This is a genomic window from Novosphingobium sp. LASN5T, from assembly GCF_003856955.1.
GTDB lineage: Bacteria > Pseudomonadota > Alphaproteobacteria > Sphingomonadales > Sphingomonadaceae > Novosphingobium.
Genome location: NZ_RQSI01000049.1, coordinates 1 through 26,436, shown reverse-complemented (window position 1 = coordinate 26,436; position 26,436 = coordinate 1). Strand labels below are relative to the sequence as shown.

General features: G+C 64.6%; 30 protein-coding genes. 23 read left to right on the top strand and 7 right to left on the bottom strand.

Features of this window, described 5'->3' with window-relative positions; all coding sequences use genetic code 11:
• The 3 genes from EH199_RS24810 to EH199_RS20670 all read left to right on the top strand — a co-directional run.
• Window positions 1-338: zincin-like metallopeptidase domain-containing protein (locus EH199_RS24810; RefSeq protein WP_255420464.1), on the top strand; the 338-nt coding region annotated here is incomplete at its 5' end.
• On the top strand, window positions 335-745 hold the full coding sequence (locus EH199_RS20675; RefSeq protein WP_124811031.1) for a DUF2958 domain-containing protein: 411 nt from the start codon (window positions 335-337) through the stop codon (window positions 743-745). The genes EH199_RS24810 and EH199_RS20675, both read left to right, overlap by 4 nt.
• An 87-nt stretch (window positions 746-832) precedes the next feature.
• The gene (locus tag EH199_RS20670) at window positions 833-2,647 is read left to right on the top strand and encodes a ParB N-terminal domain-containing protein (protein WP_124811030.1); all 1,815 of its coding nucleotides are present in this window, start codon (window positions 833-835) and stop codon (window positions 2,645-2,647) included.
• A gap of 621 nt (window positions 2,648-3,268) precedes the next feature.
• Here EH199_RS20670 and EH199_RS20665 read toward each other — a convergent pair.
• Window positions 3,269-3,961, bottom strand: coding sequence for a pentapeptide repeat-containing protein (locus tag EH199_RS20665; RefSeq protein ID WP_124811029.1), 693 nt, complete (start codon window positions 3,959-3,961; stop codon window positions 3,269-3,271).
• Between the two features lie 854 nt (window positions 3,962-4,815).
• On the opposite strand from EH199_RS20665, the gene EH199_RS20655 reads away from it, so the two are divergent.
• The 4 genes from EH199_RS20655 to rlxS all read left to right on the top strand — a co-directional run bounded on the left by EH199_RS20655 (window position 4,816) and on the right by rlxS (window position 8,166).
• A complete protein-coding gene (locus EH199_RS20655) occupies window positions 4,816-5,136 on the top strand; it encodes a DUF736 domain-containing protein (protein WP_124811027.1) in 321 nt (106 codons plus the stop codon).
• 56 nt (window positions 5,137-5,192) lie between these two features.
• The gene (locus tag EH199_RS20650; RefSeq protein ID WP_124811026.1) at window positions 5,193-5,381 is read left to right on the top strand and encodes a hypothetical protein; all 189 of its coding nucleotides are present in this window, start codon (window positions 5,193-5,195) and stop codon (window positions 5,379-5,381) included.
• A 280-nt stretch (window positions 5,382-5,661) separates the two neighbouring features.
• Window positions 5,662-5,811 (top strand): hypothetical protein, encoded by a 150-nt coding sequence (locus EH199_RS24520; RefSeq protein WP_190287376.1) that lies wholly within the window; start codon window positions 5,662-5,664, stop codon window positions 5,809-5,811.
• A gap of 363 nt (window positions 5,812-6,174) precedes the next feature.
• Window positions 6,175-8,166, top strand: coding sequence for a relaxase/mobilization nuclease RlxS (gene rlxS / locus EH199_RS20645; protein WP_124811034.1), 1,992 nt, complete (start codon window positions 6,175-6,177; stop codon window positions 8,164-8,166).
• Here rlxS and EH199_RS20640 read toward each other — a convergent pair.
• The 4 genes from EH199_RS20640 to EH199_RS20625 are packed head-to-tail and all read right to left on the bottom strand — an operon-like array spanning window position 8,163 to window position 11,381.
• On the bottom strand, window positions 8,163-9,056 hold the full coding sequence (locus tag EH199_RS20640) for a DUF4238 domain-containing protein (RefSeq protein WP_124811025.1): 894 nt from the start codon (window positions 9,054-9,056) through the stop codon (window positions 8,163-8,165). The genes rlxS and EH199_RS20640 overlap by 4 nt on opposite strands.
• Window positions 9,022-9,486, bottom strand: a complete 465-nt coding sequence (locus EH199_RS20635; protein ID WP_124811024.1) for a hypothetical protein — start codon at window positions 9,484-9,486, stop codon at window positions 9,022-9,024. The genes EH199_RS20640 and EH199_RS20635 overlap by 35 nt, the downstream gene beginning before the upstream one ends.
• 36 nt (window positions 9,487-9,522) lie before the next feature.
• On the bottom strand, window positions 9,523-10,812 hold the full coding sequence (locus EH199_RS20630) for a hypothetical protein (RefSeq protein ID WP_124811023.1): 1,290 nt from the start codon (window positions 10,810-10,812) through the stop codon (window positions 9,523-9,525).
• On the bottom strand, window positions 10,809-11,381 hold the full coding sequence (locus EH199_RS20625; protein WP_124811022.1) for a hypothetical protein: 573 nt from the start codon (window positions 11,379-11,381) through the stop codon (window positions 10,809-10,811). The genes EH199_RS20630 and EH199_RS20625 overlap by 4 nt, the downstream gene beginning before the upstream one ends.
• Before the next feature lie 240 nt (window positions 11,382-11,621).
• Between EH199_RS20625 and EH199_RS20620 the strand changes: the two genes are divergently transcribed.
• The 4 genes from EH199_RS20620 to EH199_RS24800 all read left to right on the top strand — a co-directional run bounded on the left by EH199_RS20620 (window position 11,622) and on the right by EH199_RS24800 (window position 13,230).
• Window positions 11,622-11,945 (top strand): type II toxin-antitoxin system RelE/ParE family toxin, encoded by a 324-nt coding sequence (locus EH199_RS20620; protein ID WP_124811021.1) that lies wholly within the window; start codon window positions 11,622-11,624, stop codon window positions 11,943-11,945.
• Between the two features lie 50 nt (window positions 11,946-11,995).
• The gene (locus EH199_RS20615) at window positions 11,996-12,289 is read left to right on the top strand and encodes a DNA-binding protein (protein ID WP_223806821.1); all 294 of its coding nucleotides are present in this window, start codon (window positions 11,996-11,998) and stop codon (window positions 12,287-12,289) included.
• Window positions 12,286-12,612, top strand: coding sequence for a restriction endonuclease (locus EH199_RS24805; protein ID WP_223806820.1), 327 nt, complete (start codon window positions 12,286-12,288; stop codon window positions 12,610-12,612). Before EH199_RS20615 ends, EH199_RS24805 begins: the two co-directional genes overlap by 4 nt.
• Before the next feature lie 84 nt (window positions 12,613-12,696).
• On the top strand, window positions 12,697-13,230 hold the full coding sequence (locus EH199_RS24800; RefSeq protein WP_223806819.1) for a hypothetical protein: 534 nt from the start codon (window positions 12,697-12,699) through the stop codon (window positions 13,228-13,230).
• A 70-nt stretch (window positions 13,231-13,300) separates the two neighbouring features.
• Here the strand turns inward: EH199_RS24800 and EH199_RS20605 are convergent, their stop codons facing one another.
• Together EH199_RS20605 and EH199_RS20600 are read right to left on the bottom strand one after the other, a co-directional pair.
• Window positions 13,301-13,576: an HU family DNA-binding protein gene (locus tag EH199_RS20605; protein WP_124811019.1), complete on the bottom strand. Its 276-nt coding sequence runs from the start codon at window positions 13,574-13,576 to the stop codon at window positions 13,301-13,303.
• A 285-nt stretch (window positions 13,577-13,861) separates the two neighbouring features.
• Window positions 13,862-14,269, bottom strand: a complete 408-nt coding sequence (locus EH199_RS20600) for a hypothetical protein (protein ID WP_124811018.1) — start codon at window positions 14,267-14,269, stop codon at window positions 13,862-13,864.
• Window positions 14,270-14,507: 238 nt separating this feature from the next.
• On the opposite strand from EH199_RS20600, the gene EH199_RS20595 reads away from it, so the two are divergent.
• The 12 genes from EH199_RS20595 (at window position 14,508) to EH199_RS20540 (ending at window position 26,348) form a co-directional block, all read left to right on the top strand.
• Window positions 14,508-16,526: a conjugal transfer protein TraG gene (locus EH199_RS20595; protein WP_124811017.1), complete on the top strand. Its 2,019-nt coding sequence runs from the start codon at window positions 14,508-14,510 to the stop codon at window positions 16,524-16,526.
• Window positions 16,527-16,529: 3 nt separating this feature from the next.
• Complete coding sequence (locus tag EH199_RS20590) at window positions 16,530-16,934, top strand: CopG family transcriptional regulator (protein WP_124811016.1); 405 nt, start codon at window positions 16,530-16,532, stop codon at window positions 16,932-16,934.
• Window positions 16,931-17,917 (top strand): P-type conjugative transfer ATPase TrbB, encoded by a 987-nt coding sequence (gene trbB, locus EH199_RS20585; RefSeq protein ID WP_124811015.1) that lies wholly within the window; start codon window positions 16,931-16,933, stop codon window positions 17,915-17,917. The genes EH199_RS20590 and trbB overlap by 4 nt, the downstream gene beginning before the upstream one ends.
• A 77-nt stretch (window positions 17,918-17,994) precedes the next feature.
• Window positions 17,995-18,261: a TrbC/VirB2 family protein gene (locus tag EH199_RS20580; RefSeq protein ID WP_370449707.1), complete on the top strand. Its 267-nt coding sequence runs from the start codon at window positions 17,995-17,997 to the stop codon at window positions 18,259-18,261.
• The gene (locus EH199_RS20575; protein WP_124811013.1) at window positions 18,258-18,542 is read left to right on the top strand and encodes a VirB3 family type IV secretion system protein; all 285 of its coding nucleotides are present in this window, start codon (window positions 18,258-18,260) and stop codon (window positions 18,540-18,542) included. The genes EH199_RS20580 and EH199_RS20575 overlap by 4 nt, the downstream gene beginning before the upstream one ends.
• Window positions 18,536-20,977: a conjugal transfer protein TrbE gene (gene trbE / locus EH199_RS20570; RefSeq protein WP_124811012.1), complete on the top strand. Its 2,442-nt coding sequence runs from the start codon at window positions 18,536-18,538 to the stop codon at window positions 20,975-20,977. Before EH199_RS20575 ends, trbE begins: the two co-directional genes overlap by 7 nt.
• 37 nt (window positions 20,978-21,014) lie before the next feature.
• A complete protein-coding gene (gene trbJ / locus EH199_RS20565) occupies window positions 21,015-21,764 on the top strand; it encodes a P-type conjugative transfer protein TrbJ (protein ID WP_124811011.1) in 750 nt (249 codons plus the stop codon).
• Between the two features lie 126 nt (window positions 21,765-21,890).
• Complete coding sequence (gene trbL, locus EH199_RS20560; protein WP_124811010.1) at window positions 21,891-23,189, top strand: P-type conjugative transfer protein TrbL; 1,299 nt, start codon at window positions 21,891-21,893, stop codon at window positions 23,187-23,189.
• A 1-nt stretch (window position 23,190) separates the two neighbouring features.
• Window positions 23,191-23,997 carry a conjugal transfer protein TrbF gene (gene trbF / locus EH199_RS20555; protein ID WP_124811009.1) on the top strand — a complete coding sequence of 269 codons (807 nt, stop codon included), beginning with the start codon at window positions 23,191-23,193 and terminating at the stop codon, window positions 23,995-23,997.
• On the top strand, window positions 23,994-24,959 hold the full coding sequence (trbG, locus tag EH199_RS20550; protein WP_223806818.1) for a P-type conjugative transfer protein TrbG: 966 nt from the start codon (window positions 23,994-23,996) through the stop codon (window positions 24,957-24,959). The genes trbF and trbG overlap by 4 nt, the downstream gene beginning before the upstream one ends.
• An 11-nt stretch (window positions 24,960-24,970) precedes the next feature.
• The gene (locus tag EH199_RS20545) at window positions 24,971-26,167 is read left to right on the top strand and encodes a TrbI/VirB10 family protein (RefSeq protein WP_124811008.1); all 1,197 of its coding nucleotides are present in this window, start codon (window positions 24,971-24,973) and stop codon (window positions 26,165-26,167) included.
• Window position 26,168: 1 nt separating this feature from the next.
• Window positions 26,169-26,348 (top strand): DUF2274 domain-containing protein, encoded by a 180-nt coding sequence (locus tag EH199_RS20540; protein WP_124811007.1) that lies wholly within the window; start codon window positions 26,169-26,171, stop codon window positions 26,346-26,348.
• The last annotated feature ends 88 nt before the right edge of the window (window positions 26,349-26,436 follow it).

The following is a 26,436-nucleotide window of genomic DNA, read 5'->3' as shown; positions in this document are numbered from 1 at the left end:
AGCAAGGCCCAGGCCGCAGCCGATTGGATGCATGCCCAGCAGCCCCAGGCCGAGGAGATGGCGGCGTGAAACAGGTTCGCAAAAATGGCGCTGGAATTCACATTAGCGCTGGACTGTCAGGATATGTTGCCGAAATGGGATCGGCCTTCCTGTGCGCCGCGCTCGGCATCGTTCCGACCGTTCGTCACGCCGATTATCTCGCGTCATGGCTGGACGTGCTGCGCGAGGATAATCGCGCGATCTTCCGCGCCGCCAGCGCCGCCACCAAGGCCGCCGACTGGCTACTGTCCCGCCACCGTGAGGCACAGGATGCAGCGCAAGGAAGGATCGCGGCATGATCCTCCTGACCCCCGAACTGCGTTTTGCGCTGCGCTGCAACGACATCAACCGCCGCGCCGCGATGCGCGACGAAAAGCCCGCGCCGGACCCGGTGCCGGTGCTGAAACTGTTCAACCCGCTGGGCGCGGCGACATGGCTCGCCACCGAACTTTATGGGGATGACGATACCTTGTTCGGCTTGGCCGATCTGGGCTTCGGCTGTCCCGAACTCGGCGTGTTCAGCCTCTCGGAAATCGCCGCCGTCCGCTTGCCCTACGGCATGGGGATCGAGCGCGATATCGGTTTCGAGAGCATCCACCCGATTTCGGTCTGGGCCGAATGGTCGCGCCGCGCCGGTTCGATCCTTCATGCCCAAAGCCTGCTGCGCCGTGCCGCAGCCAACGAGCTTCCGTCAGCAGACGGATGACGCAGGCGGGCGTTTCCCGCCGACGGTAAGCCGGTCCGCCAGCCCCGGAAAGAGCGACGGACCGGCACCTTTTGCAAGGTGAGTGTTATGGAACTCCAATTCATCGAGCTTGGCAAGCTATCGGTCAGCAAGGCCAATATGCGCTACGCCAAGAGGGCTCCCGACGTGTCCGACATATTGCCGACCGTGCGCAAGCGCGGCGTCATCGTGCCGGTCCTCGTCAGGCCCAATGGCAGCCCCGAAACCTTTGAGATCGTCGCGGGCGCACGGCGCTTCACTGCCGCCAGCATCATCGCCGATGAACGCCGCGCCGAGGGGCAGGACGTCGAGCCGATGCCCTGCGCCATTCTCGCCGCGAGCGACGACGCCGACGCCATCGAGGCCTCGCTGATCGAAAATGTCGCGCGGCTGGACCCCGACGAGGTGACCCAGTGGGAGACCTTCACCCGGCTGGTCAGGGAGGGCCGCGACGTGGGCGACATATCGGCCACCTTCGGACTGCCCGAATTGATGGTGCGACGGGTGCTGGCGCTCGGCAATCTGATGCCGCGCATCCGTGACCTCTATCGCCGCGAAAAGATCGATGCGGCGACGGTGCGCCACCTGACGATGGCGAGCAAGAGCCAGCAACGCGCCTGGCTGGCCCTCCGCGACGACCCGCAAGCCTATGTCCCGACCGGCCACCAGTTGAAGGCGTGGCTCTTCGGCGGACAGTCGATCCCGGTCAAGCACGCACTGTTCGACACCGAGGGCGTGCCCGGTATCGTCGCGGACTTGTTTGGCGAGGATCGCTATTTCAGCGAGACGGCAGCCTTCTGGACTGCGCAGAATGCCGCCATCGAGGCGCGGCGCGACGACTATCTCGACGCCGGATGGTCTGATGTCGTGATCGTGCCGGTGGGCGAACAATTCTCGTCATGGGAATATGAGAAGGCCCCCAAGCGCAAGGGCGGGCGCGTCTATATCGACGTGCGTGGCAATGGCGAAGTGACCTTCCACGAAGGCTATGTGACCCGCAAAGAGGCCCGCCGTCTGCAAAACGGCGAGCCGCTCGGCACCGGCCAGATGTCGCCCCGGCCCGAGGTGACGAGCACAATGCAGACCTATATCGACTTGCATCGCCATGCCGCTGTGCGCGCCGCGCTGACCCGTCATCCCAAGGTCGCGCTTCGCCTAATGGTCGCCCATGTCATTGTCGGCTCGCATCTGTGGCGGGTAGCGCCCGAGCCACAGACCACGCGCAACGACGATGTGCGCGAAAGCCTAGAGACGTGCCAGGGCGAGGCCGATTTTGACGAGAAGCGCCGCGCCGTCCTGTCGCTGCTCGACTTCTCCGCCGAAGAACCCACCGTTACCGGCGGCAACGGCGACGGCTTCGGGCTGGTCAGCGTCTTCCTGCATCTGCTCGGCCTTCCTGACCGCGCTGTCATGGACGTGATCGCTTGCCTCATCGGTGAGACGCTGGCGGTGGGTAGCGCTGCCGTCGAGGCGGTGGGGCAGGAGATCGGCGTCGATATGGCCCGCTATTGGGAGGCCGACGAGGCGTTCCTCTCGCTGATCCGCGACCGGGAAGTCCTGACCGCTATCGTCGCCGAAGTGGCGGGCGAGACGGTTGCGCGCGCCAATGCAGGCGAGAAGGCCAAAACGCTCAAGACCATTGTCGCCAACCATCTTGCCGGAGCCGATGGCCGCGCCAAGGTCGAACATTGGGTGCCGAAGTGGATGGTCTTCCCGCCCGCCGCTTACACCACGCGCGGCGGAGTCGGCACGGTCGAGAAGGCGGCATCGGTCGCAGCCGCGCGGGTGCGGGACGATCCCAATCCCACTGATCCGGGTAAGGTGCTGGCGCTGCCCGCACCCGCGCCGGAACCGCAAGGCGAACCCGAACGCGAGGCGGCTTGAAGCCCTTTGGGGATGGCGGGCAAGCCGCCATCCCCTTCCTTGTGCACTAGGCATGGCGCTGATGTTAGAGGTGCAAGTCCTCTGCGGGCCGGTTGGCCGGAACCGCTAGCCGAAGGCAACTGCGTCGTCGCGAGGCGGGGTGAAGAGGAAGCCGGAGGCAAAGCTCGGGGCTGACGAACAGGAATCGGATAGAAGGTGGTGCGGCGGGGTAACCCAGCAAGGGATGACCACCGCATGGTTTGATGAGCAGCAGCTGGTCAGCCTCGCCCGACATCATATCGCGCTGAACACTACCGGAAACCGCCGTGGTACGCCGAACGTATGCCCGGTGGTGTGAGAGGGGGGAACCGCGAGGAACCTCCCTACTCGATTGATGGAAGGCATCATGGCTCCCGAACGCCCGAGCTTCAGCCTCGAACTGCAATATCCGCACAGGCACGGACACAGCAGCATATGGTCCGAATATGGCACCTATCGCAGTTTCTTGGCCGCAAAGGAGAGGCGATTATATCCTTTGCAAACGCAGACGCGGCGGATGTCTTCGATTGATAGGCTCGAGTCGATCCGCTCCGAGTGGGATCGATCGAACAGGAGACATAACTGGTGAGATATAGCGCCGCTTCACCGAACATTGAGCCCCAGTTCGCTAAAGAGCTGTCCGGCCTGCTCGCGTGAGATGGTTGCGCCCCGGAACAGGCTGGCGTCCACAAGTCGCAAGCCTCCTAGGTCAGCACCTCGCAAATCCGCGCCCTCGAAGCGCGAACCCGTCATAATCGCATCCCGCAGGCTGCACTCCTCGAAAATCGTAGCGCGGAAATCGCACTTGCGCAGATCGGCTTGCCCGAAGTCGATCTTCTTCAAGGTTTGCTTTCGGAATGAATATCCCGACAGTTTGGCGTGGACCAACAGGGTTTCCTCAAAGCGAACGTCGAGGGCTTTGGATTCCGACAGGTCCCCGCCCGTTAGTTTACACCGCTCGAATGTCGCAGAGGCGAGCGTCGATCCTCGCAAAACGCAATTATTGAAGTCGCTGGCGACAAAGGTGGCCTCGCTCAGTTCGGCGCCGGTGAATTGGGTCAGAGCGGCGCGGCAGGATCGCCAGACCGTCCCTTCCAGCTTCGAGCCGGTGAAATCAGCGCGGCGCAGATTGCATCGCTCGAACGTCCAGCGGGATAGGTCCAACCCCGCAAGGTCAGCTTCCTCCAAAGCGCAGTCGATCAGATGGGACGGCGACGATGATATGAGCAGGCTCTCGACATCGGCTCGCGCCAGCGCCTGCTCGCGAACGGAGTGACCGGAAAACAGATGATTCATCGATGACAGGTAGCTTGGTCTGGCAGCGGTATCCACTGCCTTTGCGCATCAGCGCAATGGGTGCTTGCTGGAAACGGTGACTGCGGGATTGCCGTCTTGGCAGGAGGTCTTCCCTGAGCCCGTTTTCAATCGATATAATGCCCTTTCCTTTATCGACATCGACAGCTCTGTTTCACCGTGTTCCGATCGATGCGCAGTGCATCGATGCGCCTTTGTCGCGGGCCGCGATCTTTCTCGTCGTCGCCGTCGCGGATGACCACGACCGGCTAGCCCGGCGCCATCTCCGGCGCAGGACTGGACGCCAACCACGGACGGGGCAGCGGATCGGTGTGGCTGGTCCCCGTCCTGTTCACCGCGCACCGGATGGCGCGGGACGCCCGCTCGGGCAGCCATCGCCCGACATCTCATCACGCCGGGCGGGCCAGCTTCTTCAGCATGTCCACCGCCCGTCTGCCCGGACCGAACCTACGCGGCCGGGGCCTTTCTGGCCCCGGATCGGAGTGGAAATCTCGGCCTCAGAGGACGGATAAGCGGTCGCAGGTCGCACCTGATGCCGCCTTGTCAGGGGCTATCCGATAGTCTGCTGCAATCGGTTCCGACGACATCCCGCGGGTCATTCGCGGCTCAAGGGCATTGACCTGGAATGGCCGCGCCCGCGCGAAACCATCGCGGCGAACTGATTTCCCCGCCCGTGTGCCACGGGCTCCTCGCGGTCGGCTTCGCCTCCAAATCAGCCCGCCACTCCGGTCCTCCGCTTCGCTCCGGCCCAGCGGGTTCGCGCGCACGCTCTAGCCATTCCCACGGTCTGCCCATCGCCCCGAAAAGTTCGCGGGCGAATCTCAAGGAGACCGAACATGCCTGCCATCGGATATGTCACCCGCAACGAAGACGGCTTCAAGGGGCAGCTGCGTACCCTGTCGATCCGGACCGACGTCGAGATCGTCCCCAACCGCTCCAAGAGCCACGAAAGCCACCCCGACTACCGGGTCTATTGCTCGGGCTCGGAGGTCGGCGGCGGCTGGGTCAGAACCGGCGAACGCTCCGGCAAGGACTATGTGTCGCTCAGCATGGCGGCGCCCGAGTTCGGGCCGCGCAAGATCTACGCCAATCTCGGCCGCGCCGCCGGACAGGATGACGAGGACGCCTTCGCCATCATCTGGAACCCCGCCGACTGAGCCGATCAGCCCCGCGCCGGAGACGGTGCGGGGCTTTTCCTATGGAGAGAATGGCCATGAAAATGCGCATCGCTATCCACCAAACCTATCGGGTCGAGAGCGCGATCGTAATCGACGTTGAGGCCGCCAGCACCGCTGCCGCATGCGAGGCGCTTGCCAATGGCGACATCGACATATCGGCCTTCGACGATCCGAGATGGCGGGAGGCACGCAGCCTCGAACATGAGGATTATCGGTCCGCCTGATACCCGTTTTCGGCGTAGAAGAGGCGCTTTTCCGCACCGGTATCGCGTAGGGCGGGCGGGAAAATCTGCTCAGGTCGACCCATGATACCGGGACGGAACTGGCCGCCTCAAGGACGACGGTGCCCCCAATTTTGTCGCCATTTCCGCTCCGCTTCGCTCCACTCCAACGACGACAAAATCGGCTCCCCCGTCGCCGCCGCGCGGCCGCTTCGCGGTCCTTGACCCGGCCAGCTCCGCCCCGGTCGCGAACGTCATCTTTCGCATGATCGAGGAGGTTTAGATGACCATCGAGCAACACATCGAGGAGCTGCGCGCCGAACTTTCGTGGTGCGATGACGCTGATGAACGGGCGCAGATCGAGGCCGAGCATGAGGCCGCGAAGGCGCTTCTGGCGGCGCGTGAGACGGCTTGTGAAGCGCATATGGGATAACATGAAAAGCATCATGTCGAGGGCTTCCGGCGGCGTCAGCAAGGCGTCGCTGGAGGCCCTTTTTCATAGTCGCAGGGCGGTGGATGACAGGCGGGTTGAGGGGCACAGGATCGAGACGGCAGCTTTGTCGGTAGGGTCGCGTAAGGCAAGATAGAGAAGCTATGGCACTGTCCGCCTGCGGCGACAGGCCATAAGCTATTGTCTGCACATCGTTTTTCTTGAGGCGCCCGGCAGTGCCATGGTCGATTCGACAGTGCCGGTAGCCCGGGAAACCGCAGTTTTCCGCCATTGTGGGCGGCACCGATTTTCAGCTTTCGCGCTCGCGCGCATGGTTGGTCTTTTCCAGTCCCGGATGGCCCCATGATGACCAGCGACGACGATTTCGAACCGCGGCTCGGCCGCATGCGCGTCGGCGGCAAGGGCAATGGCAAGCGCGCGCGCAAGTTCCTCCATTGTGTCCTGGCTGCCGCCAATCTGGCGCGCGGCGGCGCGCCGCTCGCGGCCCGGCGTAGCGGCTTCACCGGCAGCAGGATCGGCCGGGGCGCGGGCGTCGGCCGCGTGCTCTCCGCCCGCGATCGTTATGCCGCCTTTCGCCAGCGCCGCGTCATCGTTAAGGCGAGGCTCATCACGCTCAAGGGCAAGGGCTTCAGCGCGGCCCGGGCGCATCTGCGCTATGTCGAGCGTGACGGCACGACGCGCGATGGCGGGCGCGGCCAGCTCTATGGAGCCGAAAGCGATAAGGTGGATCGCAACGCCTGGCTCGAACAGGCCAAGGACGACCGCCATCAGTTCCGCATCATCGTCAGCGCCGAGGACGGCGCGGATTATGAGGATCTGAAGCCGCTGACCCGCCGGCTTACGACGCGGATGGAAGAGGATCTCGGGACGAAGCTCGACTGGGTGGCGGTCGATCATTTCAACACCGGCCATCCCCACACCCATATCATCGTGCGCGGGAAGGATGATCGCGGCAAGGATCTGATCATCGCGCGCGACTATATCAGCCACGGCTTGCGCGAGCGCGCCTGCGAACTCGTCGATCTCGATCTCGGTCCCCACACCGACGACGCGATCGAGCAGCGCTTGCGCGCCGAGGTCGGGCAGGAACGGCTGACCAGCATCGACCGCTCACTGATCCGCGATGCCGAGGAGAATGTCCTCGCCAGCTCGGCCGCTCGGGGCGCCTTCGACCAGTCGATCCGGATGGGCCGTCTGAAAACGCTCGAGCGGCTCGGCCTCGCTACGCAGATGGGCGCGACGCACTGGCGGCTCGCACCCGCGCTTGCCGACACGCTGCGCCGCATGGGCGAGCGCGGCGACATCATTCGCACCATGCAGCGCGCCTATGCCGCGCGCGGCGATACCCCCGCCATCGCGGACCAGGCCATCTACGATCCCGGCGCGCCCGACGCCCGCCCGTTGGTCGGCCGGGTGGTCGAGCGCGGCCTGTCCGACGAGATCAACGATCGCCATTATCTGATCGTTGAGGCGACCGACGGGCGCTCGCACTATGTCAAACTCGGCAAAGGCGAGAATGTCGAGGCCCACGCCAACGGTGCGATCGTCCGTATCGCGCCGGTCGAGACCGGGATACGCGAGGCTGACCGCACGATCGCCGAGGTCGCCGCCGCTAATGAGGGGCGCTACACGGTCGACGCGCATCTGCGCCACGATCCGTCCGCGACGGAAGGCTATGCCGAATCCCATGTGAGGCGTCTCGAAGCGATGCGCCGGCTGAGCCGCAACGTCGAGTGCGAGCCCGACGGGACATGGGTCATCGCCCCCGATCATCTCGAGCGCGCCGCCGCCTATGAGGTGGCGCGCGCGAAGGACCGTCCCGTCACCGTCGAAACCCTGTCGGCGCAGCGGCTCGACAGGCTGGTCAATGTTCAGGCTGCGACCTGGATCGATCGCGAGCTGGTCGCCGACATTCCCGAGCCGCTTCGCGATGCCGGGTTTGGATACGATGTCCGCGATGCCATGGCGCGCCGGCGGCAATGGCTGGTGGCGGAAGGTTTTGCCGAGGAACAGGATGGCCGTTTCACCTATGGGCGCGGCATGCTCGCAGCGCTCCAGCGGCGTGAGCTGTTGCGTGTCGCCGGCCAGCTGTCCGATGAGCTTGCAAAACCCTTTGCCGAGCCCGGGCTGAACGAGCGGATCGAAGGCCGTTTCTCCCGCACCGTCGACATGGCGAGCGGGCGCTATGCGCTGATCGAACGCGCGCGTGATTTCACGTTGGTTCCCTGGCGGCCCGTGCTCGACCGGCATGTCGGCAAAGCGGTGTCGGGCATCATGCGGGAGAGCGGGATCAACTGGACGCTTGGCCGCCAGCGCAGCGGACCGACGATTTCCTAACGGGCGAGCGAACCTGTTCCGCGCCGGTTGGTAATGAAGCGCAGGCTTCGAGCGTCGCGGCCATAAACATAGCGCGCCGCCTGACGCACCGTCGCGTCGTTCACCCGGCTCACGAGATCCTTGGGGGCGGTTCTGGGCAAGCCCGTTTCCAGAGCTGGGCCACGCGTTGCGATGAACAGATGAGCCGGGCTAATCGGCAGTGCGACCGCGAGGTTCGGGTCATCGATCCCGCCGAAGAATATGGCGGGCCGGTCACCGAGCCGCAGACAGGCGCTCGCGGGCGACACGTCGAACACCCACCATTTGAGGCGAAGCAGCTTGTTGCCCACCTTGTCGTCGTTCAGCAGCTCATGGAAGAATGAGAGGCCGAAATTCTCGGTGAGGCCTGGGAAATGCCGCTCGGTCCAGCCCTCGAGTGAGGCTGGATCCTCGCCATCGGCAAGCGCGCCATATTCGTCATGGTCTTCGCGAAGCGAGCGGCGCAGTTCCTGATCGCTGTCCGCGATCAGGCCGCTGACGATCTGCGGGTCGCGGATACGCAGCGACATGATGAACCGGACCCACGCACATCGCTCCTCATGCGACAGGTCGCCAAGCCTGCGCGCCAGAAGCTTGTCGCGAACGAGCGCGGCATCGTTGTCGACCTGCTTCAGCACGATCTCCTCGATGTCATGTCGCCCCATGCCGGCGATAGTCTCGCGGGTCAGCGAGAGCATGTCCTCCTTGTAGCCGGGCCCTTGGGCACCTTCTTCGTCGCGTGAACGCCGCTGGCCATGATGTGATAGACTTCGAGCTTGCCGTCCTTCGCGTCCGTCCAGGCGCGCTGGAGAAATTGCGGCACATAGTGATTGCGCATTATCGCGGCCGGAATGGCGGCTGGGCGGCTGCATCGAAAATTGCCTGCGCCCGCACATAGTCAATGACGGTCTTCCCGCTGTGGGGACCGACGGTCACGAACGACCCGATTTCCGCAGGCGTGAAGGACCAGGCTTCCGGTAACGACAGCTTGCGCTTGGCGGCGCCATCGGCGGAATTGCAATCGCCGCAGATGCGCGTCGGCGGGAAGCGGCGACCATTATGGCAGTGATGCTCGGTCAGGACGATCGTGAAGCCCATGCTATATTCGTCGCCATAGCGGGCGCGCCAGCTCGGCCCCCTGATCTGGGTCCAGCGCACCAGTTCATGCGCGTTGCGGCGACAGAACGGGCAGCGCCAGCCCGAGGCAAGCGCGTCGCGATACTGCCGGGCGCAATGCATGCCGGTGAAGGCAGCCAGCTCCTCCTGTGTCGGGATGCGCTGCCATTTCGCGATCTTGGTCATAGCCCGTGCGATAGCAAAAAGGAGGCCGGGACCACGCTATGGCGCAGCGCCGTCGAGCCCCTCTCTCGGATGCCATCGCAGGATATCGGCGGGCCCCCGCCGCGGCAGGTCGGAGATCAGGGCGAGGCCATCGCGAAAGAGCGCATAGTCATAGGGTTCGCGAGCTGTCCTGAAGCCGATCTCTCCGCTGCCCTCGTTGAAGCCCGCGACGTCGCCCACGGGCAGTTCCAGAAGCTCGACCGGCGGTCGCTCGCGCGGACCGATCCGGATCAGTCCGGTCAGCGCCTGGAGGAAGGCGAAAGCGGCGGTCTCCTCCATGATGAACGGGAGGAACGGAGACGCACGGAACCGCCGCGTTTCCCAATGCCAGCGCCAGAAGGGATGATCGAAGAACTCGTCGTGCCACAGGAGCGGCGAACGATAGGGCGCAAGCGCGTCGATCGAAGCGAGGAACGCCCGGCCGTCATATTTGAAGCGGACGAACAGGATCGGCTCGCCGTCATCCGGAATATCGCCGGCGCCGGTGACCCAGTCGATCCAGCGGGCGACCGGCAAGGCGTCCATCAGGATGAAGTTCGAACGGTGCGTGGCAAGCGCGATCGTGGCCGGAACCTGGGCGCTTGACGCTACCGGCGGCGGAGAGGCGTTGCCCTTGGGCTTTGCTCGCGATGTCTGCGACAGACGCAGAAACGCGCCCTGGCTGGTGGGCTGCGCACCGAATGCGACGGCATAGCCATGGATAACCTGGCCGTGGAGCGACGATGCGCCAATGTAGGGGCGGACCTGGCGCAGATATTTTGCGGCGGCCGCGCGCGCCATCGCCGCGTCGGTGACGTTCTGGGCAAAGGAGCCCCGCGCCTCCGCCAGCACGACGCCGTGGCCGAGCGCATTGCCGCCGAAATAGAGGAAGTCGGCGTGGGGATCGAGCGCCGATGCAAGGCAGACCGCGTTGTCGCGCCAGCTATAGCCGAGTGCGTTCATGTAGAGATCGGTGATACCGGCGCCGATCCGCGACGCGAAATGAGTGCGTTCGCTATCTGCCATATGCGCGAACAGGGGTGACAGCGCGAACGTCGGCCCGTCAGCAAGCAGGATCTGCGCTTCCGAGCGTGCGCTGTCGCCGATGTGGGCGAGCAGTTCGGGAGGGGCCGCGCGCAGGGTCGCCGTGCGCGCGATCGCGGCGGAGAGCGCCGTGGCGTTGAACGAGATGGCAGGGGCGAGCGCCGGCGCGGTGAAGTCGGTTGCGATCGCGCCCTTATGGCGGTGCCGCTGCTGGCCGGTCAGCGCGACGGTCTTGCCCGAGGTCCAGAGCGCAACGCTGCTCATTGATCGTGCCACGCGAAGCAGCCGCTCTGCACGATGAAAAATCCCAGCACCCGGTCCGAGGATCGTATCAGGTCGTGGTCGCGCGCGTTTTGCGGTGATTTCTCGCCGTGGAACATGTTGCACCGGACCTGGTAGATCGCGCGAATAAGCTGGTCCCAGCTCGGCGATGCGCCCGGCTCCCACTCCTCCGGCTGGCGCCTGATGTCGGTCGCGAGAAGCGCGTGACGATCATGGTGCGCGAAAACATCGTAGCCGAGCTTCTTGCGGGCATCCCGGACATTGAAGACCGGCCATAGCGCCGCAAACTCGGTCACCCGCTCACGATAGGGCTCGGATGCTAGCAAGGCGTCATGCGTCTCGCCCAGCTTCTCGTTACCAGCTATCACATTGATGATCTTCCAGTCCTGGTTCTGCAGCGTCACCGCCGACATCCATCCGTTGAATGCCATCCACCTGTAGGTGAAGGACATGAAGGATGGTGGCGCGCCCTGATCGGCGTTGGCGAGTAATTCGATCGCCACCTGCCGGGCAGCGTGATCGAGCCGATGGAAGTTGCTGAAGCTCACCATCGCCGCTGCATTTCGTGAATGGCTTCCTCAGGAACTTGCCCCACATTTCCCCCTTGGCCCATGCCGCCGTTTTTCTTTCTGCCCGCTGCCGTTATTGGACAGACGGCAGGGGAAGACAATCGTTCGGGCCTTCGCTTTTCCAATCGGCGATTTCGGCCGGAACAATTCGGTTGGAACCGCAAGCGGCAGCGGAGACTCGACAAACGGTAACATATACGTTACTTATTCAGAGAAGATTCGATGGTCGTTGAGGAATATGTCCGGGAGGACGGTGCATGCCCGTTCCGCGATTGGTTTGACGGTCTGGATGCGCAGGCCGCTGCGAAGGTCGCGACGGCGGTCGTGCGGTTGGAGCTGGGCAATACGTCCAATGTCAAATGGCTCGGCGGCGGTCTTGGCGAATATCGCATCGACTGGGGACCGGGCTACCGGCTCTACCTCGCCCGCGACGGAGATGAGCTGATCATCCTGTTCGTAGGCGGTACCAAGAAGCGGCAGCAGGCCGACATCGACCGGGCCGGTGAACTGCTCGCGGAGTACAAGGCCCGCAAGGCGGCGGCGTAGAAGGCAAAGAGGTAAAAAGGATGGTGCTGACACGCGATTTCAAGGAGACTGTGAAGGAGCGCGCGGCGCGTGATCCCGCGTTCGCGAAAGCAATGCTGGACGAAGCCGCGACCGCTTTCCTGAATGGTGAACCGAACGTGGCGCGGCTGATCCTGCGCGATCTCGTCAACGCGTCGGTCGGGTTCGAGGAACTGGCGGCAGAGACGAATCGCCCGAGCAAGAGCCTTCACCGGATGCTTTCCCAGAGCGGCAACCCGAGCATGGACAATCTCGCCGCGATCTTTGGTGCAGTGCGAAAGCGCCTCGGTGTCGCGATCGAGGTTCACGCCGTCGAGGCGGCGTGAGCATTCCCGCCCGCACCGTCAGGCCGATCCACTTCGAGGATTTTAGCGGCGAGGAGTTCGAGCGGCTGGTCTTCGCCTATCATCTGCGCGCGGGATGGGGCGATGTTGCGTGGCATGGTCAAACCGGGAGCGACCAGGGACGCGATATTTTCGGGATCGAGCCGTTCGATGGCGAACCGGCTCGCCGAACGGTGATCCAGTGCGTCAATCGCGACAGCCTGACGCTGGCCAAAGCGCGAGGCGACATGGAAAAGGCCGTGAAGGCGCCGACGGGAATACCCGATGCCTTCAAGTTCGTCTGCCGCGGATCGGTATCCAGTTAGCAGCGGGATCGCGTAGCGGACGCCGCGCGGGCACTCAGTGTTCATCACGTCGCAATCTGGTCAAGCATCGAGTTCGAGGAAGAGTTGCGGCTTCGGGCCGAATTTCTGCTCGACAGGTTCGTGTCGGGTGAACCCTTCCCGGACGCCGCAGGCGATTTGCGGCGCTTTATCGATGATTTTCCGCAGATGTCCGACGAGGAGATCCTGCAGATGATGGCGGCCGTGTTCGATCGCCCGGCATTCCGCACGCCGTTCATGATCGAAAGCCAATTGCCTGCATTTGAGCAAGCGATCGAAGATACGATCGCGGCTCTCAATACCGGCATCTGGCGCTTGCGCGACGGCGCGGAAATCCGGCGCATCCCCTCGCTCCACACGGTGCGCGATGTGCAATTGCGGGCCGGCTTGGGCAAGGTCGTTCGCGAGGTCGATGAAATTCGGCGGACGTTCAAACGCCACTGGATGAGCGGTAGCATCAAACCTTGCGCCTGCGGCGATGCTCATTGTTACACCTTCATGGTAGAACCGCACGCCGCCGATGAGCTAGACCGCGCGCGAGAAACGGCGCTCGACAGTTTCCGCATGCTCCATCCCGCCTTCGCGGTGCAGGTCTCCTAGTCGGGCTCGTCGCAAGCTGTGTCATCAGTAGAAATCATGACTACAGATACGAAGAATTTCACGTGATCGTTCAGCCATTGAGCTTGTCTTTGACCGCCTTGGCCAGCGTGAATCGAAGCTTTTTCGATGCCTTTATCTTCATCGGCTCGCCCGTTGCGGGATTGCGTCCCTCGCGCGCCAGACTCGCCTTCACGCGGAACTTGCCGAAGCCGTTGAGCGCGACTTCCTCTCCCTTCGCAGCGGCGTCGCCGATCGCCGCGAATACCGTGTCCACCATCTTTCGGGCATCGGCTTTGCTCAGCCCATGCTCGGTCGACAGACGTTCGGCCAGATCGCTATTGTTCATGAATTCCTCTTCCTCCTGTAAGTGATCGGGCGCTGCCGTCGCAATTTCGAGCGGCGCCTGTCATGTTGCCAGTTCGACTGAGTAGTTGGCGGCGGTCAGAATTGCGAGGACACCGTCGGAATGTATCGGCCGAAGTGCCGCAGAATTGATCTTCGATGCCCTCCCACTGCGGCTCCTACCCAACGATAGTTCCTCCGCAACTTCGATCAAGATGAGACCAGGCAGGGCGCGATCGGCATGCCTCGTTCCGCTCACTAAAAGCCGGACGGTGTTGACCCCCGGCAATCAGTGAATTCGAAGATATCCGTCGAAGGCATGATCGTCGCCAAGGGCATAACGGCGTATCTCGTCAGCCTCGCTTAACCTTCCGGCTGCTACTTCCCGTTCAGTAACAGAAAGAAGTGTGGCGCGATCGACTCGCCCTTCGACGAGGCTTTCCTCCCGCAGGAACTGCCAGATCTGGCCGCGCCGATGCAGCCGGAAGGCTTCCAAGTCCTCACCGTTTCGGACCAAATAGGCCTCGAGCAGATCGGCAATGACGTTGAACAACCGCATCAACTCGATCCGGCTCTCCTCGTTGTCGATCGAATGATGCAGCGTGAGCAGTTCGTCGCGCAGGGCAGGCAGCGGAATGGCTTGCGCCGACGCATAGCTGAAGAGACGATCGCGAAATTCGATCACGTCGGGATGCACCGCCAGTTCTCGCTCACGATTGTTTCGGACGCGAATCTCAAAATGAAGCCCGGCAAGTCTACACCGATATCGGCGTCGCCCCCACTCGCAGGGGGATGATTTGCTACTTTTCTCGCCCTTGGTGACAAAAATGTCGGCCGAGAGGGGGCTAGGGTCGGCAGCGAGGCTCTAACGCTTCGCGCTCCGGCGATGCGATTCTTGTGTCGTGAGGACGGACCGTCCTTCCCGGAGCAAGAGCATGACCCCCACCAGGCTGTTGATCGGCCAGATCATCATCGTTTTCGCCATCGTGATCGTGGGCATCTGGTTCGCGACCCAATGGGCGGCGTGGAAGCTCGCATGGCAGCCCGAACTCGGCCCACCCTGGTTTTTCGTGGGCCATTGGCCGGTCTATCGCCCCTGGGCGATCGTCCCATGGTGGTATCATTTCGACGCCTATGCGCCGCATGTCTTTGACCGTGCCGGTGCCATTGCGGGCGCCAGCGGATTTATTGGTTGCGGCGCGGCGATCGCCGGATCGCTGTGGCGAGCGCGGCAGGCAAGCAACGTCACGACCTATGGTTCGGCGCGTTGGGCGACGCCCCGCGAGATCGAGCGTGCCGGCCTTCATCGTGATGCCGGGATCTTTCTCGGACGGCTCGGGCACCATTATCTGCGCCATGATGGCCCGGAACATGTCATGGCCTTCGCGCCGACCCGCTCGGGCAAGGGCGTGGGCCTCGTCGTTCCGACCCTGCTCGGCTGGACCGGCTCGGCGGTCATCCACGATATCAAGGGCGAGAACTGGACGCTGACCGCCGGCTTTCGCGCGCGTTTTTCGCATTGCCTGCTCTTCAATCCAACCGATGCGGCCTCGGCCAAATACAACCCGCTGCTCGAGGTTCGTCGCGGGGAGAACGAAGTCCGCGACGTTCAAAATATCGCTGACATTCTCGTCGATCCGGAAGGGGCGCTCGAGCGCAGAAATCACTGGGAAAAAACCAGCCACTCGCTGCTCGTCGGTGCGATCCTGCACATTCTGTACGCCGAGGAAGAAAAGACGCTCGCGCGGGTCGCGACCTTCCTCTCCGATCCGCAGCGCCCGTTCGCCGCGACGCTCAAGCGGATGATGACCACCAATCATCTCGGCACCCGCGAAGCGCCGATGGTTCACCCCGTCGTCGCCAGCGCCGCGCGCGAGGTTCTGAACAAGTCCGACAACGAACGGTCGGGCGTCCTTTCCACCGCGATGTCGTTTCTCGGCCTCTACCGCGATCCGACCGTCGCCGAGGTCACCTCGCGCTGCGACTGGCGCATCGCCGATCTCGTCGAGGCGAAGCAGCCAGTTTCGCTCTACCTTGTCGTGCCGCCCTCCGACATCAGCCGGACCAAGCCCCTGATCCGCCTGATCCTTAACCAGATAGGCCGGCGCCTGACCGAGAAGCTGGACGCCGAAACGACGCGCGGCCGCAAGCACCAGCTCCTGATGATGCTCGACGAGTTTCCGGCGCTCGGCCGCCTCGATTTCTTCGAGACCAGCCTCGCCTTCATGGCCGGCTACGGCGTCCGCGCCTTCCTGATCGCCCAGTCGCTGAACCAGATCGAGAAGGCCTATGGCGAGCACAACAGCATTCTCGACAATTGCCATGTCCGCGTGGCTTTCGCGACCAATGACGAGCGCACGGCGCGCCGCATCTCCGACGCGCTGGGGCAGGCGACCGAGCAGCGCGCCATGCGCAACTATGCCGGCCACCGGCTCGCGCCCTGGCTCGCGCACGTCATGGTCAGCCGACAGGAGACGGCGCGCCCGCTCCTGACCCAAGGCGAAGTGATGCAGCTTCCGCCCACGGACGAACTGGTGATGGTCGCCGGGCTCGCCCCGATCCGCGCCGCGAAGCTGCGCTACTACGAGGATAGCACCTTCACCGCCCGGGTCCTGCCGGCGCCTGCGCTTGGTGCTAGCCGCTACGCCGACGCCCCGCCGTCGCGCACCAACGACTGGGGCCATCTCGCCCGGCTTCCCGATGCCCGGCTGGCCCGTGCCGAGAACAATCAGGATACCGCCGAGGACGGCGGGCTTCAACAGGAGCGTCATCCTGGCATCGAGGCCGCTCCGGCCAAGCCCGAACAGCCCAAGCAGCTCGAGCTTCCCGATCTTGATCGCGACGATTCTGACGCGGCCGCCGACAAGCGCGCGATGGATCGCGTGCGCACCGCGCTCGTGCGCGCCGACGCCATGAACCAGGGTCGCGATCGCGACCTGCTGCCGGGCATGTGAGCCATGAAGGTTCGGCAGAATCTCTACATCGACCAGAGCTTGAGCGACGCGCTCGAGGCGCTGGCGCTCCGGCCCGGCGGCAACAAGTCGCGCATCGTCAACGAGGCGCTCGGCGCCTGGCTCGCGCGGCGCGCGACCAAGGAGGTCGACGATCTTCTGAAGCCCAGGCTGGACCGGATTTCGCGGGAGGTAGGCGCCTGCCGGCGCGACGTTGAGGTGGTGCTCGAAGCGCTATCGCTGTTCGTGCGCTACCAGCTCACCGTCACCGCGCCACTGCCCGAAGCCGATAGCGCGGCCCGGGCGGTCGGCAATGAGCGGTTCGAGCGCTTTATCGCCCAGCTCGGCCGCCAGATCGCTGGCGGCAACCGGACACTTGCCGTCGGCGAAGCCGATGGGGATGATCGATGAGCGGCTCTCCCATTTCCGGGGAACGCCGCCGGGCGATGCTACGCACGGCAATGGGGCCGGCGATCGCCGCCGCGCTCGCGGATCCGCGCATCATCGAGGTGATGGTCAATCCCGACGGTGCGCTGCGCGTCGATATATTGGGCGAAGGCCGCGTCGATACAGACGTGCGGATCGATGGCGCCCAGGTCGAACGTATCATCCGTTTGGTCGCGAGCCACGCTCGCGGCGAGGTTCACGCCGAGCGGCCAATCGTCTCGGCCGAGCTGCCGCCCCATGGCGAGGGCGCCGGCGAACGCTTTGAAGGCGTGCTGCCGCCGGTCAGCCTCGCGCCCTGTTTCTCGATCCGCAAACCGGCCGCACGCATCTACACGCTGCTCGACTATGTGACCGACGGCATCATGTCGGCGGACGCCACGCGCATACTGTCCATGGCCGTTGTCGAGCGCCGCAATATCCTCGTCGTCGGCGGCACGTCGTCGGGCAAGACCACGCTGGCGAACGCTCTGCTTGCCGAGATGGCGCGTCTCGATGAGCGCGTGATCCTGATCGAGGACACGCGAGAGTTGCAATGCGCTGCCCCAGATGTGGTTGCGCTGCGCACGCGGGCCGGCTCGGTGACGATGGCCGATCTGGTTCGCTCGACGCTCAGGCTCCGACCTGACCGCGTCATCGTCGGCGAGGTTCGGGGCGCCGAGGCACTCGACATGCTCAAGGCCTGGAACACCGGCCATCCGGGCGGCATCGCCACGGTCCACGCCAATTCGGCGCTCTCGGCGCTCTACCGTGTCGAGCAGCTCGTGCAGGAGGCCGTGGTCAGCGTGCCGCGCCCACTGATCGCGGATGCGATCGACCTCATCGTCTTCATCGCCGGTCGCGGGCTAGCGCGCCGCATCGAGACGATCGCGCGCGTCGTCGGGCTCGATCCCGACGGCGGCTACGGCCTCATCGACATTACCCCGACCTCTCAAGCCCAAGGAGTCTGACTATGCGTGCGCCTACCTTCACTGTCCCCGATCGCCGTTGCACATTCCTCGCCGGCGCCGTCATCGGCTTCGGCATCATGATCGCCGGCAAGGCCCATGCCGCCGGTACGGGGATGCCGTGGGAACAGCCGCTCCAGCAGGTGCTGGACTCCGTGCAAGGGCCGGTCGCTAAGATCATCGCGGTGATCATTATCATCGTCACCGGCCTGACGCTCGCGTTCGGCGAGACGGCGGGCGGCTTCCGGCGGCTTATCCAGATCATCTTCGGCCTCTCAATCGCATTCGCGGCGTCGAGCTTTTTCCTGTCGTTCTTCAGCTTCGGCGGCGGAGCGCTGATCGCATGAACGTCGCCGCACATCATGCCGGCGGCCATATCGAGGGCTTCGAGGTTCCCATTCATGGGAGCCTCGGAGCGCCGATCCTGCTTGGCGGCGCCCCGCGGGGCCTGGCGATCGTCAATGGAACGCTCGCCGCGGCAATCGGGCTCGGTCTGCAGCAATGGATCGCCGGCATCGTCGTCTGGGCTGTCGGGCACAGCATCGCCGTGTTCGCCGCGCGTCGCGATTCCGCCTTTGCCCCGGTCCTCATCCGTCATCTTCGCCAGCGGAGCTATCTCGCATGCTGAGTTTGCGCGAATATCGGCATAGCGCCGATCGGCTCGCCGACCATCTGCCCTGGGCGGCGCTGGTCGCCGAAGGCGTTGTCCTCAACAAGGACGGCAGCTTCCAGCGCACCCTGACGTTCCGCGGTCCCGATCTCGAGAGCGCAACCGAGGCCGAACTCATCTCCGCCTGCGCGCGCGCCAACAATGTGCTGAAGCGCTTCGGCACCGGCTGGGCGCTGTTCTTCGAAGCCGAGCGGCGCGAAGCGTTAGGCTACCCCGACAGCCGATTTCCCGATGCAGCGTCATGGCTGGTCGATGAGGAGCGCCGCGCCCGTTTCGAGGCCGAAGGCACGCATTATGAGAGCCGCTATCACCTGACGCTCACCTGGCTCCCCGCCGCCGACGGCGCGGATGCCGCGGGCCGTTCGCTGGTCAATCGCCCCGATGCGGATCAGGGGCGCGACTGGCGCGGCGCCCTGGCGAGCTTCATCGCCGAGACGGATCGTGCGCTCGACCTGTTCACCGCGTTCATGCCCGAGGTGCGCGCGCTCAACTCGGCGGAGACGCTGACCTATCTGCACGGGACGATCTCCAACCGGCGCATGTCCGTCGCGGTGCCTGAGACGCCGATCTATCTCGACGCTCTTCTGGTAGATACGCCGCTGACCGGCGGGCTCGAACCGATGCTGGGCGGGCGGCATCTGCGCACGCTGACCGTCACCGGCTTTCCCAACATGAGCCGTCCGGGGATTCTCGACGCGCTCAACGAAGCCGACTTTCCCTATCGCTGGGTCACGCGCTTCATCGCCCTCGACAAGACCGATGCCACCAAGCAGCTGACCAAGGTTCGGCGGCAATGGTTCAACAAGAGGAAGTCGATCACCGCGCTGCTGCGCGAGGTGCTTTACAACCAGCCCGTCCAGCTCCTCGACAGCGATGCCGACAACAAGGTCGCCGATGCTGATCTCGCGCTGCAGGCGCTCGGCGGCGATCACGTCGCCTTCGGCTATCTGACCACGACTATCACCGTCTCGGACGAGGATCGCGCCCGCGTTGAAGACAAGATCCGGCAGGTCGAGCGGATCACCGGCGGCTTGGGTTTCACAACGATCCGCGAGGGCGTGAATGCGGTCGAAGCCTGGCTCTCGTCACTGCCGGGCCATGCCTATGCGAATGTCCGGCAGCCGATCGTCCACACGCTCAACCTTGCCCATCTGATGCCGCTCTCCAGCGTCTGGGCGGGACCGACCCGCAACGCCCATTTGGGCGGGCCGCCGCTGCTGGTCGCGCAGACCTCCGGCTCGACACCGTTTCGGCTCTCCACCCATGTCGGCGACGTCGGTCATGAGATCATTGTCGGCCCGACTGGCGCCGGCAAGTCGGTGCTGCTCGCGCTGCTGGCGCTTCAGTTCCGACGTTATCCGCACGCCCAAGTCTACATCTTCGACAAAGGCTTTTCGGCACGCGCCGCCGTGCTGGCCATGGGCGGCGCGCATCATGCGCTGGGGCTCGGATCGGATGGTCCGGATTCAGAAGGCGCGCTGGCCTTCCAGCCCCTGCAACGGATCGACGATACGGCGGAACGAGCATGGGCGGCCGAATGGATCGCGGCCCTGCTCGATGCCGAAAAGGTCGCGGTCACGCCCGAGGTCAAGGACGCCGTGTGGTCGGCGCTGAACAGTCTTGCCTCCGCGCCGCCGCAGGAACGGACGATGACCGGACTGGCGCTGCTCCTGCAATCGAACGCGCTGCGCACGGCGATCCAGCCCTATACGCTCGACGGTCCGCACGGCCGGCTGCTGGATGCCGCGGAAAGCGGGTTCGCTTTCGCCGACGTGCAATGCTTCGAGACCGAGGCGCTGCTCGGACAGGCGAGCGTGGTCGCGCCGGTGCTCACATATCTGTTCCACCGGCTTGAGGAGCGCTTCGACGGCCGGCCGACGTTGCTGATCCTCGACGAAGCCTGGATCTTCCTCGACCATCCGCTGTTTGCCGCGCGCATCCGCGAATGGCTGAAGACACTTCGCAAGAAGAATGTCTCGGTGGTGTTCGCCACCCAAAGCCTCGCCGATATCGCCGGCAGCAGTATCGCGCCCGCCATCATCGAAAGCTGTCCGCAGCGCATCCTGCTCCCCAACGACCGCGCGATCGAGCCGCAGTCGCGCCAAGCCTATGAACGATTCGGCCTCAACGACCGGCAGATCGAGCTGATCAGCCGCGCCACGCCTAAGCGGCATTATTATCTGCAATCGGCGCGCGGCAACCGCCTGTTCGAACTGGGGCTAGGACCAATCGCGCTCGCGCTCTGCGGTGCCTCCGATCCCGACAGTCAGAAACGCATCGATGCGATCCTGGCCGAACACGGGCCTGACGGCTTCGCCGCGCATCTCCTCCAAGCCGCCGATCTCGACTGGGCCGCCGATCTGCTCGGCGATTTCCCTGACCCGGCCGCCTGACCTTCTTTCCCTACCCTCCAATCCAAGGAGAACGACCATGACGAGACCCACTCCCCTCAAGAGGTACCTGATCGCCGGCGCGTTCGGCCTCGGCGCCATCGGCTTGGGTGTCACGGGCATGCTGGTGCCGAGCCAGCCCGCGCATGCCATCATCGTGTTTGATCCGTCCAACTACGGCCAGAATATCCTGACCGCCGCCCGGACGCTCGAGCAGATCAACAACCAAATCCGCATGCTGCAGAACCAGGCGCAGAGCCTGATCAATCAGGCGAGGAACCTGACGACGATCAGCTTCCCAGAATTGCAGGCGCTCCAACAGACCATCCAGCAGATCGACGTGCTGATGGGTCAGGCGCAGGGCATCCAGTTCCGCGTCTCGGGCCTCGACCAGCAATATCGGTCGATGTTCCCGTCGAGCTTCAATGCCGCGCTGAGCAATGACCAGCATGTCATCGCAGCGCGTTCGCGACTCTACACGTCGATGGCGGCCTACAAGCAGACCATGACCGTGCAGGCGCAGGTCGTCGAGAATATCGCGGCCGATCAGACCGCCTTGAACGGCATCGTTCAGCGCAGCCAGGGTTCGCAAGGCGCGTTGCAGGCGCAACAGGCCACCAACCAGCTCCTCGCGCTCGTCGCCAAGCAGCAGTTCCAGATCCAAACGCTGATGGCCGCGCAATACCGCGCGGATGCGATCAACCAAGCCAACCGCGTGCAGTCGCAAACCGACGCGCAGGACGCGACCACCAAGTTCCTCGGCTCCGGCAACGCCTACATCCCCCAGTAGGCCGAGCCGGAAAGCGCGGCGGCGGTCCCCCTCCCAATCGCCGCCGTCGCCGCGGAGCTCGGTCGCCCCCTTGCTCCCCCGGCCGGGCTCCGCGGCATCCCTCCTTAGCATCAGGACACCAGCATCGTGAACGACCTGTCCGTCATCGATCAGTTCATGCAGGCCTTTATCCGTTACATCGACAGCGGGTTCGGTCTGCTAGGGCCCGACGTCAGCTTCCTCAGCCGCACGCTGATCGCGCTCGACATCACGCTGGCCGGGCTGTTCTGGGCTCTGGGCGGCGAGGACAATGTACTCGGTCGGCTGATCCGCAAGATCCTCTACATCGGTGCGTTCGCGTTCATCCTGAACAGCTTCTCGACGCTTTCCGACATCATCTTTCGCTCGTTCGCGCAGGCCGGGCTGACCGCCGGTGGCGGCACGCTGACCGCCGCTGATCTCTTGAAGCCTGGGCGGCTCGCCGGCACCGGCTTCTCCGCGGCGTGGCCATTGCTCCAGCAGGCCAAACAATATCTCGGCTTCACGACCTTCTTCGACAACTTCCTGACGATCGTCGTGCTGCTGGTCGCCTGGGTGATCGTCGTCCTCGCCTTCTTCATCCTCGCCGTGCAGATGTTCGTGACGATCCTCGAGTTCAAGCTGACCTCGCTGGCCGGCTTCATCCTCGTGCCGTTCGCGCTCTGGAACCGGACGAACTTCCTGGCCGAACGCGTGCTGGGCAATGTCGTCAGCTCCGGTATCAAGGTGATGGTGCTGGCCGTCATCGTCGGCATCGGTTCCAATTATTTTCAGCCATTCACCGCGTCCCTGCAGGGGACAGAGCCCGACATCGGCAAGGCGATGAGCCTCGTGCTCGCCAGCCTTGCCCTGTTCGGGCTCGGCATCTTCGGTCCAGGCATTGCCTCCGGCCTTGTGGCGGGCGCGCCACAGCTCGGCGCGGGTGCCGCGCTTGGCACCGTGCTCGGCGCCGGCGGCATCATGTATCTGGGCGGCGCGGGCGCTGTTGGCGCTGCGCGCGGCCTCGCTGCCGCCGGTCTCGGCGCGGTCCGTGCGGGCACGGCGATGGGCTCTGCCGCATCGACGGCCTATACGCTCGGACAGGAAGTTGCCGGTTCGTCGAGCGTCGGCGCGGGCCTTGGCGGCATGGCGAGTGCGGCCGGCGGCGCGGCACGATCACGCATGTCTGCCGCGCTCGGGCTTGGCGAAGCCGCCGAATCCGGTCGGCAGGCCGCATTCAACGCGCTCACCAACCGAACCGCCGGCGCAGACAGCGAAGCCGGTTCATCATTCATGCCGGGCTGGGCGCGCGCGATGAAGGCGCAGCAGTCGGCTCGCCATCATCGCCAGACCGCCATGCATGCCGTCAGTCAGGGCGACCGCGGCGGCCACGGCGCAACCCCCGACATCAAGGAAATGGACAACTGACATGCTGTTCAAGCGAGCGGTGCAGCGCTATGGACGCACACCCGCACCGGAAACACCCTATCAGCGCGCGGGCCAGCTCTGGGACGAGCGGATCGGCTCGGCCCGCGTCCAGGCCCGCAACTGGCGGCTCATGGCATTTGGCTGCCTGGGCCTGACCACAGCTTTGTCGGGCGGTCTGCTCTGGCAATCGCTGCAAAGCCGGGTCGTGCCCTATGTCGTCGAGGTCGACCACCTCGGTGAGGCGCGCGCGGTCGAACCTGCCGCGAAGGACTATCAGCCGACCGATCCGCAGGTCGCCTGGTTCCTCAGCAGGTTCATCGGCGACATACGAACCGTGTCGCTCGATCCCGTGCTGATGCGCCAGGACTGGCTCTCGGCGTACGATTTCACGACCAAGCGCGGCGCGATCTTCCTCGGCGACTATGCGAGGGTGTCCGATCCGTTCGGACGCGTCGGAGAGCGGACGATCTCGGTCCAGGTGACCAGCGTCGTGAGGGCGTCTGACAAGTCGTTTCAGGTCAAATGGGTGGAGACCGCCTACGAGCGCGGTTCCCAGGCCGGCACTTCGCACTGGACCGCCATCTTGACCGTCGTCATGGCCCCGCCGTCCAGCGCCGACACGCTGCGGAAGAACCCGCTCGGCATCTATGTCGATGCAATCGACTGGAGCCGCGAGCTCGATGCCGCGTCCCCGACACCGGCATCTGCCGCGCCAGCAGCACCTGCCGCGCCGGCGAACATCCCGACGGGATCGCCGCTCGATCCCAATCTCGCCGCTCCCATCGTCACACCGGAGACCAAGCCATGAAATCCGCCATCCTTGCCGCGACGGCCTTGTCCTTTGCTATGCCCGCGTTCGCCCAGACGCCGGCCGCCGCTCCCGTACCGGTTGTCGCATCGGTGCAGCCCGCATCCCCATCTCCCGCACCGGTCGTTGCCCCTCCGGCGGTTGTTCCGACAGTGGTATCGCCGCCACCTGTGCGGTATCGCCCCCGTCCACCGTCACTCGCCGAGCTGCGGGTCCGCGCCGCCAATCGGGCCGCGACGTTGGAGCCCGCGACCGGCGGCTATCTCAATGCGGTGCAGGTCTATCCCTATAGCGACGGCGCCATCTACCACGTGTTCACCGCGCCCGGGAAAGTCACCGATATCGCGCTCCAGCCCAGCGAGAATCTTGGCGCGGTCGCGTCGGGCGACACGGTCCGCTGGGTGATTGGCGATACCGCGAGCGGCAGCGGCGACACGAAGCAGACCCATGTCCTGGTGAAGCCCTTCACCGCAGGTCTGGCCACGAACGTCGTGATTACCACAGACCGGCGAACCTATCACCTCTCGCTGACCAGCACCGACCATACGGCCATGTCGGCGCTGTCCTGGACCTATCCCGCCGACCAGCTCATCGCGTTGAAGGCGGCGGCCGAGCAGGCGCGCGCCGCGCAGCCAATCGCTTCCGGTCTGACGGTCGACCAGCTTCATTTTGGCTATGTCATCTCGGGCGATCAGCCGGCATGGCGTCCGCTGCGGGCGTTCGACGACGGGCGACAGACTTATATCGAGTTTCCTGCGAGCCTTGGCGTCGGGGAAGCGCCGCCGCTGTTCCTCGTTGACGGCAAGGGCACCGCCAGCCTCGTCAACTACCGCGTGCAGGGCCGCTATTACGTCGTCGACCGGATCTTCGATATCGCCGAACTCCGTCTTGGCCTCAAGCATCAGGACGTCGTGCGGATCAGCCGGACAGGCGACACCGGCAACCGGCGGAGGCCGTCGTGAGCGATGTTGACGTGAGCGGGGCCGCGCCCGCTGCCACTCCGCCCAAGCTCGATCCGGAAACGCTGGCGATCCGGAGCCGGCCGCCGCGCGCGATCCGGTTCAAGCGCGGCGTGATCATCGCCATCGCCGCAATCGGCTCAGTCAGCCTGATCGCGGTGACGTGGATGGCGCTGAAACCGCGCCTGTTCCACGGCGTGACCACGCAGGAGGAGCTGTCGCAGCCCAATTCGAGAGCGGCGAATGACATGCTTAACGGTGCGCCGGCGAGCTATGGCGATGTCGCCAAGCTCGGCCCTCCGTTGCCCGGCGATCTCGGCAAGCCGATCCTCGAGCATCAGCAATCGACCATGGTGGCGATCGATCCGACCGATCAGCAGCGTCAGCAGGCCGAGGCCGCCGAGCGCGAGCGCCAGCTGGCGGAGTTGAAGGCGGCGCGTGAGTCGGGTGTGCTGGTGCAAGGACGGCAAGCCAGTGGCGCTGCCGATGTCGTACCTGCGGCCGTGGTATCAAGCGGGCAGCCCGACGCGCCGAGGCTGGCGCTCGATCCAACCAACGATCCTAACGCGCAGAGACGCAAGGAGGCATTCGTCTCCAACCTCGATCCGCGCGGTGACGTCAATCCGCACCCGCTGACACCGCTGACGTCACCTTACACGTTGTCGGCGGGTAGCGTGATCTCGGCCAGCCTGATCACCGGGCTACGTTCTGATCTTCCGGGACTCGTCACGGCGCAAGTGACCGAAAACATCTATGACAGCGCCACCGGCCGCCTCCTGCTCGTGCCGCAGGGCGCGCGGCTGATCGGCAGTTATGACAGCGTCGTGGCGTTCGGGCAGAAGCGCGCGCTGATCGTCTGGCAGCGGATCATCATGCCCGATGGCAGCTCGCTGCGTATCGATAATGTGCCTGCCATGGATCCGTCCGGCTACGCTGGGCTGCAGGACAAAGTGGATTTCCACACCTGGCAGCTGCTGAAAGGTGTGGCGCTCTCGACGCTCCTGGGTGTCAGTTCCGAGCTAGCGCTGTCGGGTCAGAGCGATCTCGTCCAGGCGATCCGTATGTCGACGCAGGACAATGTGTCGCGCGCAGGCGATCAGATCACCCAGCGTAATCTCGGTATCCAGCCGACGATCACGATCCGGCCGGGTGCGCCGGTCAGGCTGGTCGTTCACAAGGATCTGGTCTTCGCCCCCGCGGGAGGTCGCTGACATGGCCGGGATCAAGCTGGGCAAGCTGCCCGACCGCACGCCGGTCAAGCTGACGATCAGCATTCTGCCTGATCTGAAACAGGCGCTCGACGACTATGCCCAGACCTATTCGCGGACCTACGGCGTCGAGGAACCGGTGAGCTTATCTGGACAGTCTGCACCGTGCCTGACGCTTCATTGAAGGGTATCGTCCAAGCGCGACGCAGGGGGTCATCAGGCCGGATGAAGCGCTCCCAATAAGCTGGCGTAGTCCGGCCTGATGACCACCG

What these genes read in the sequence shown, in the direction of transcription:
- EH199_RS20675 (WP_124811031.1), top strand. Translation starts at nt 335, where the DNA reads ATGATCCTCCTGACCCCCGAACTGCGTTTTGCGCTGCGCTGCAACGAC.
- EH199_RS20670 (WP_124811030.1), top strand. Translation starts at nt 833, where the DNA reads ATGGAACTCCAATTCATCGAGCTTGGCAAGCTATCGGTCAGCAAGGCC.
- EH199_RS20665 (WP_124811029.1), bottom strand. Translation starts at nt 3,961, where the DNA reads ATGAATCATCTGTTTTCCGGTCACTCCGTTCGCGAGCAGGCGCTGGCG.
- EH199_RS20655 (WP_124811027.1), top strand. Translation starts at nt 4,816, where the DNA reads ATGCCTGCCATCGGATATGTCACCCGCAACGAAGACGGCTTCAAGGGG.
- EH199_RS20650 (WP_124811026.1), top strand. Translation starts at nt 5,193, where the DNA reads ATGAAAATGCGCATCGCTATCCACCAAACCTATCGGGTCGAGAGCGCG.
- EH199_RS24520 (WP_190287376.1), top strand. Translation starts at nt 5,662, where the DNA reads ATGACCATCGAGCAACACATCGAGGAGCTGCGCGCCGAACTTTCGTGG.
- rlxS (WP_124811034.1), top strand. Translation starts at nt 6,175, where the DNA reads ATGACCAGCGACGACGATTTCGAACCGCGGCTCGGCCGCATGCGCGTC.
- EH199_RS20640 (WP_124811025.1), bottom strand. Translation starts at nt 9,056, where the DNA reads ATGCAGCCGCCCAGCCGCCATTCCGGCCGCGATAATGCGCAATCACTA.
- EH199_RS20635 (WP_124811024.1), bottom strand. Translation starts at nt 9,486, where the DNA reads ATGACCAAGATCGCGAAATGGCAGCGCATCCCGACACAGGAGGAGCTG.
- EH199_RS20630 (WP_124811023.1), bottom strand. Translation starts at nt 10,812, where the DNA reads ATGAGCAGCGTTGCGCTCTGGACCTCGGGCAAGACCGTCGCGCTGACC.
- EH199_RS20625 (WP_124811022.1), bottom strand. Translation starts at nt 11,381, where the DNA reads ATGGTGAGCTTCAGCAACTTCCATCGGCTCGATCACGCTGCCCGGCAG.
- EH199_RS20620 (WP_124811021.1), top strand. Translation starts at nt 11,622, where the DNA reads ATGGTCGTTGAGGAATATGTCCGGGAGGACGGTGCATGCCCGTTCCGC.
- EH199_RS20605 (WP_124811019.1), bottom strand. Translation starts at nt 13,576, where the DNA reads ATGAACAATAGCGATCTGGCCGAACGTCTGTCGACCGAGCATGGGCTG.
- EH199_RS20595 (WP_124811017.1), top strand. Translation starts at nt 14,508, where the DNA reads ATGACCCCCACCAGGCTGTTGATCGGCCAGATCATCATCGTTTTCGCC.
- EH199_RS20590 (WP_124811016.1), top strand. Translation starts at nt 16,530, where the DNA reads ATGAAGGTTCGGCAGAATCTCTACATCGACCAGAGCTTGAGCGACGCG.
- trbB (WP_124811015.1), top strand. Translation starts at nt 16,931, where the DNA reads ATGAGCGGCTCTCCCATTTCCGGGGAACGCCGCCGGGCGATGCTACGC.
- EH199_RS20580 (WP_370449707.1), top strand. Translation starts at nt 17,995, where the DNA reads ATGATCGCCGGCAAGGCCCATGCCGCCGGTACGGGGATGCCGTGGGAA.
- EH199_RS20575 (WP_124811013.1), top strand. Translation starts at nt 18,258, where the DNA reads ATGAACGTCGCCGCACATCATGCCGGCGGCCATATCGAGGGCTTCGAG.
- trbE (WP_124811012.1), top strand. Translation starts at nt 18,536, where the DNA reads ATGCTGAGTTTGCGCGAATATCGGCATAGCGCCGATCGGCTCGCCGAC.
- trbJ (WP_124811011.1), top strand. Translation starts at nt 21,015, where the DNA reads ATGACGAGACCCACTCCCCTCAAGAGGTACCTGATCGCCGGCGCGTTC.
- trbF (WP_124811009.1), top strand. Translation starts at nt 23,191, where the DNA reads ATGCTGTTCAAGCGAGCGGTGCAGCGCTATGGACGCACACCCGCACCG.
- trbG (WP_223806818.1), top strand. Translation starts at nt 23,994, where the DNA reads ATGAAATCCGCCATCCTTGCCGCGACGGCCTTGTCCTTTGCTATGCCC.
- EH199_RS20540 (WP_124811007.1), top strand. Translation starts at nt 26,169, where the DNA reads ATGGCCGGGATCAAGCTGGGCAAGCTGCCCGACCGCACGCCGGTCAAG.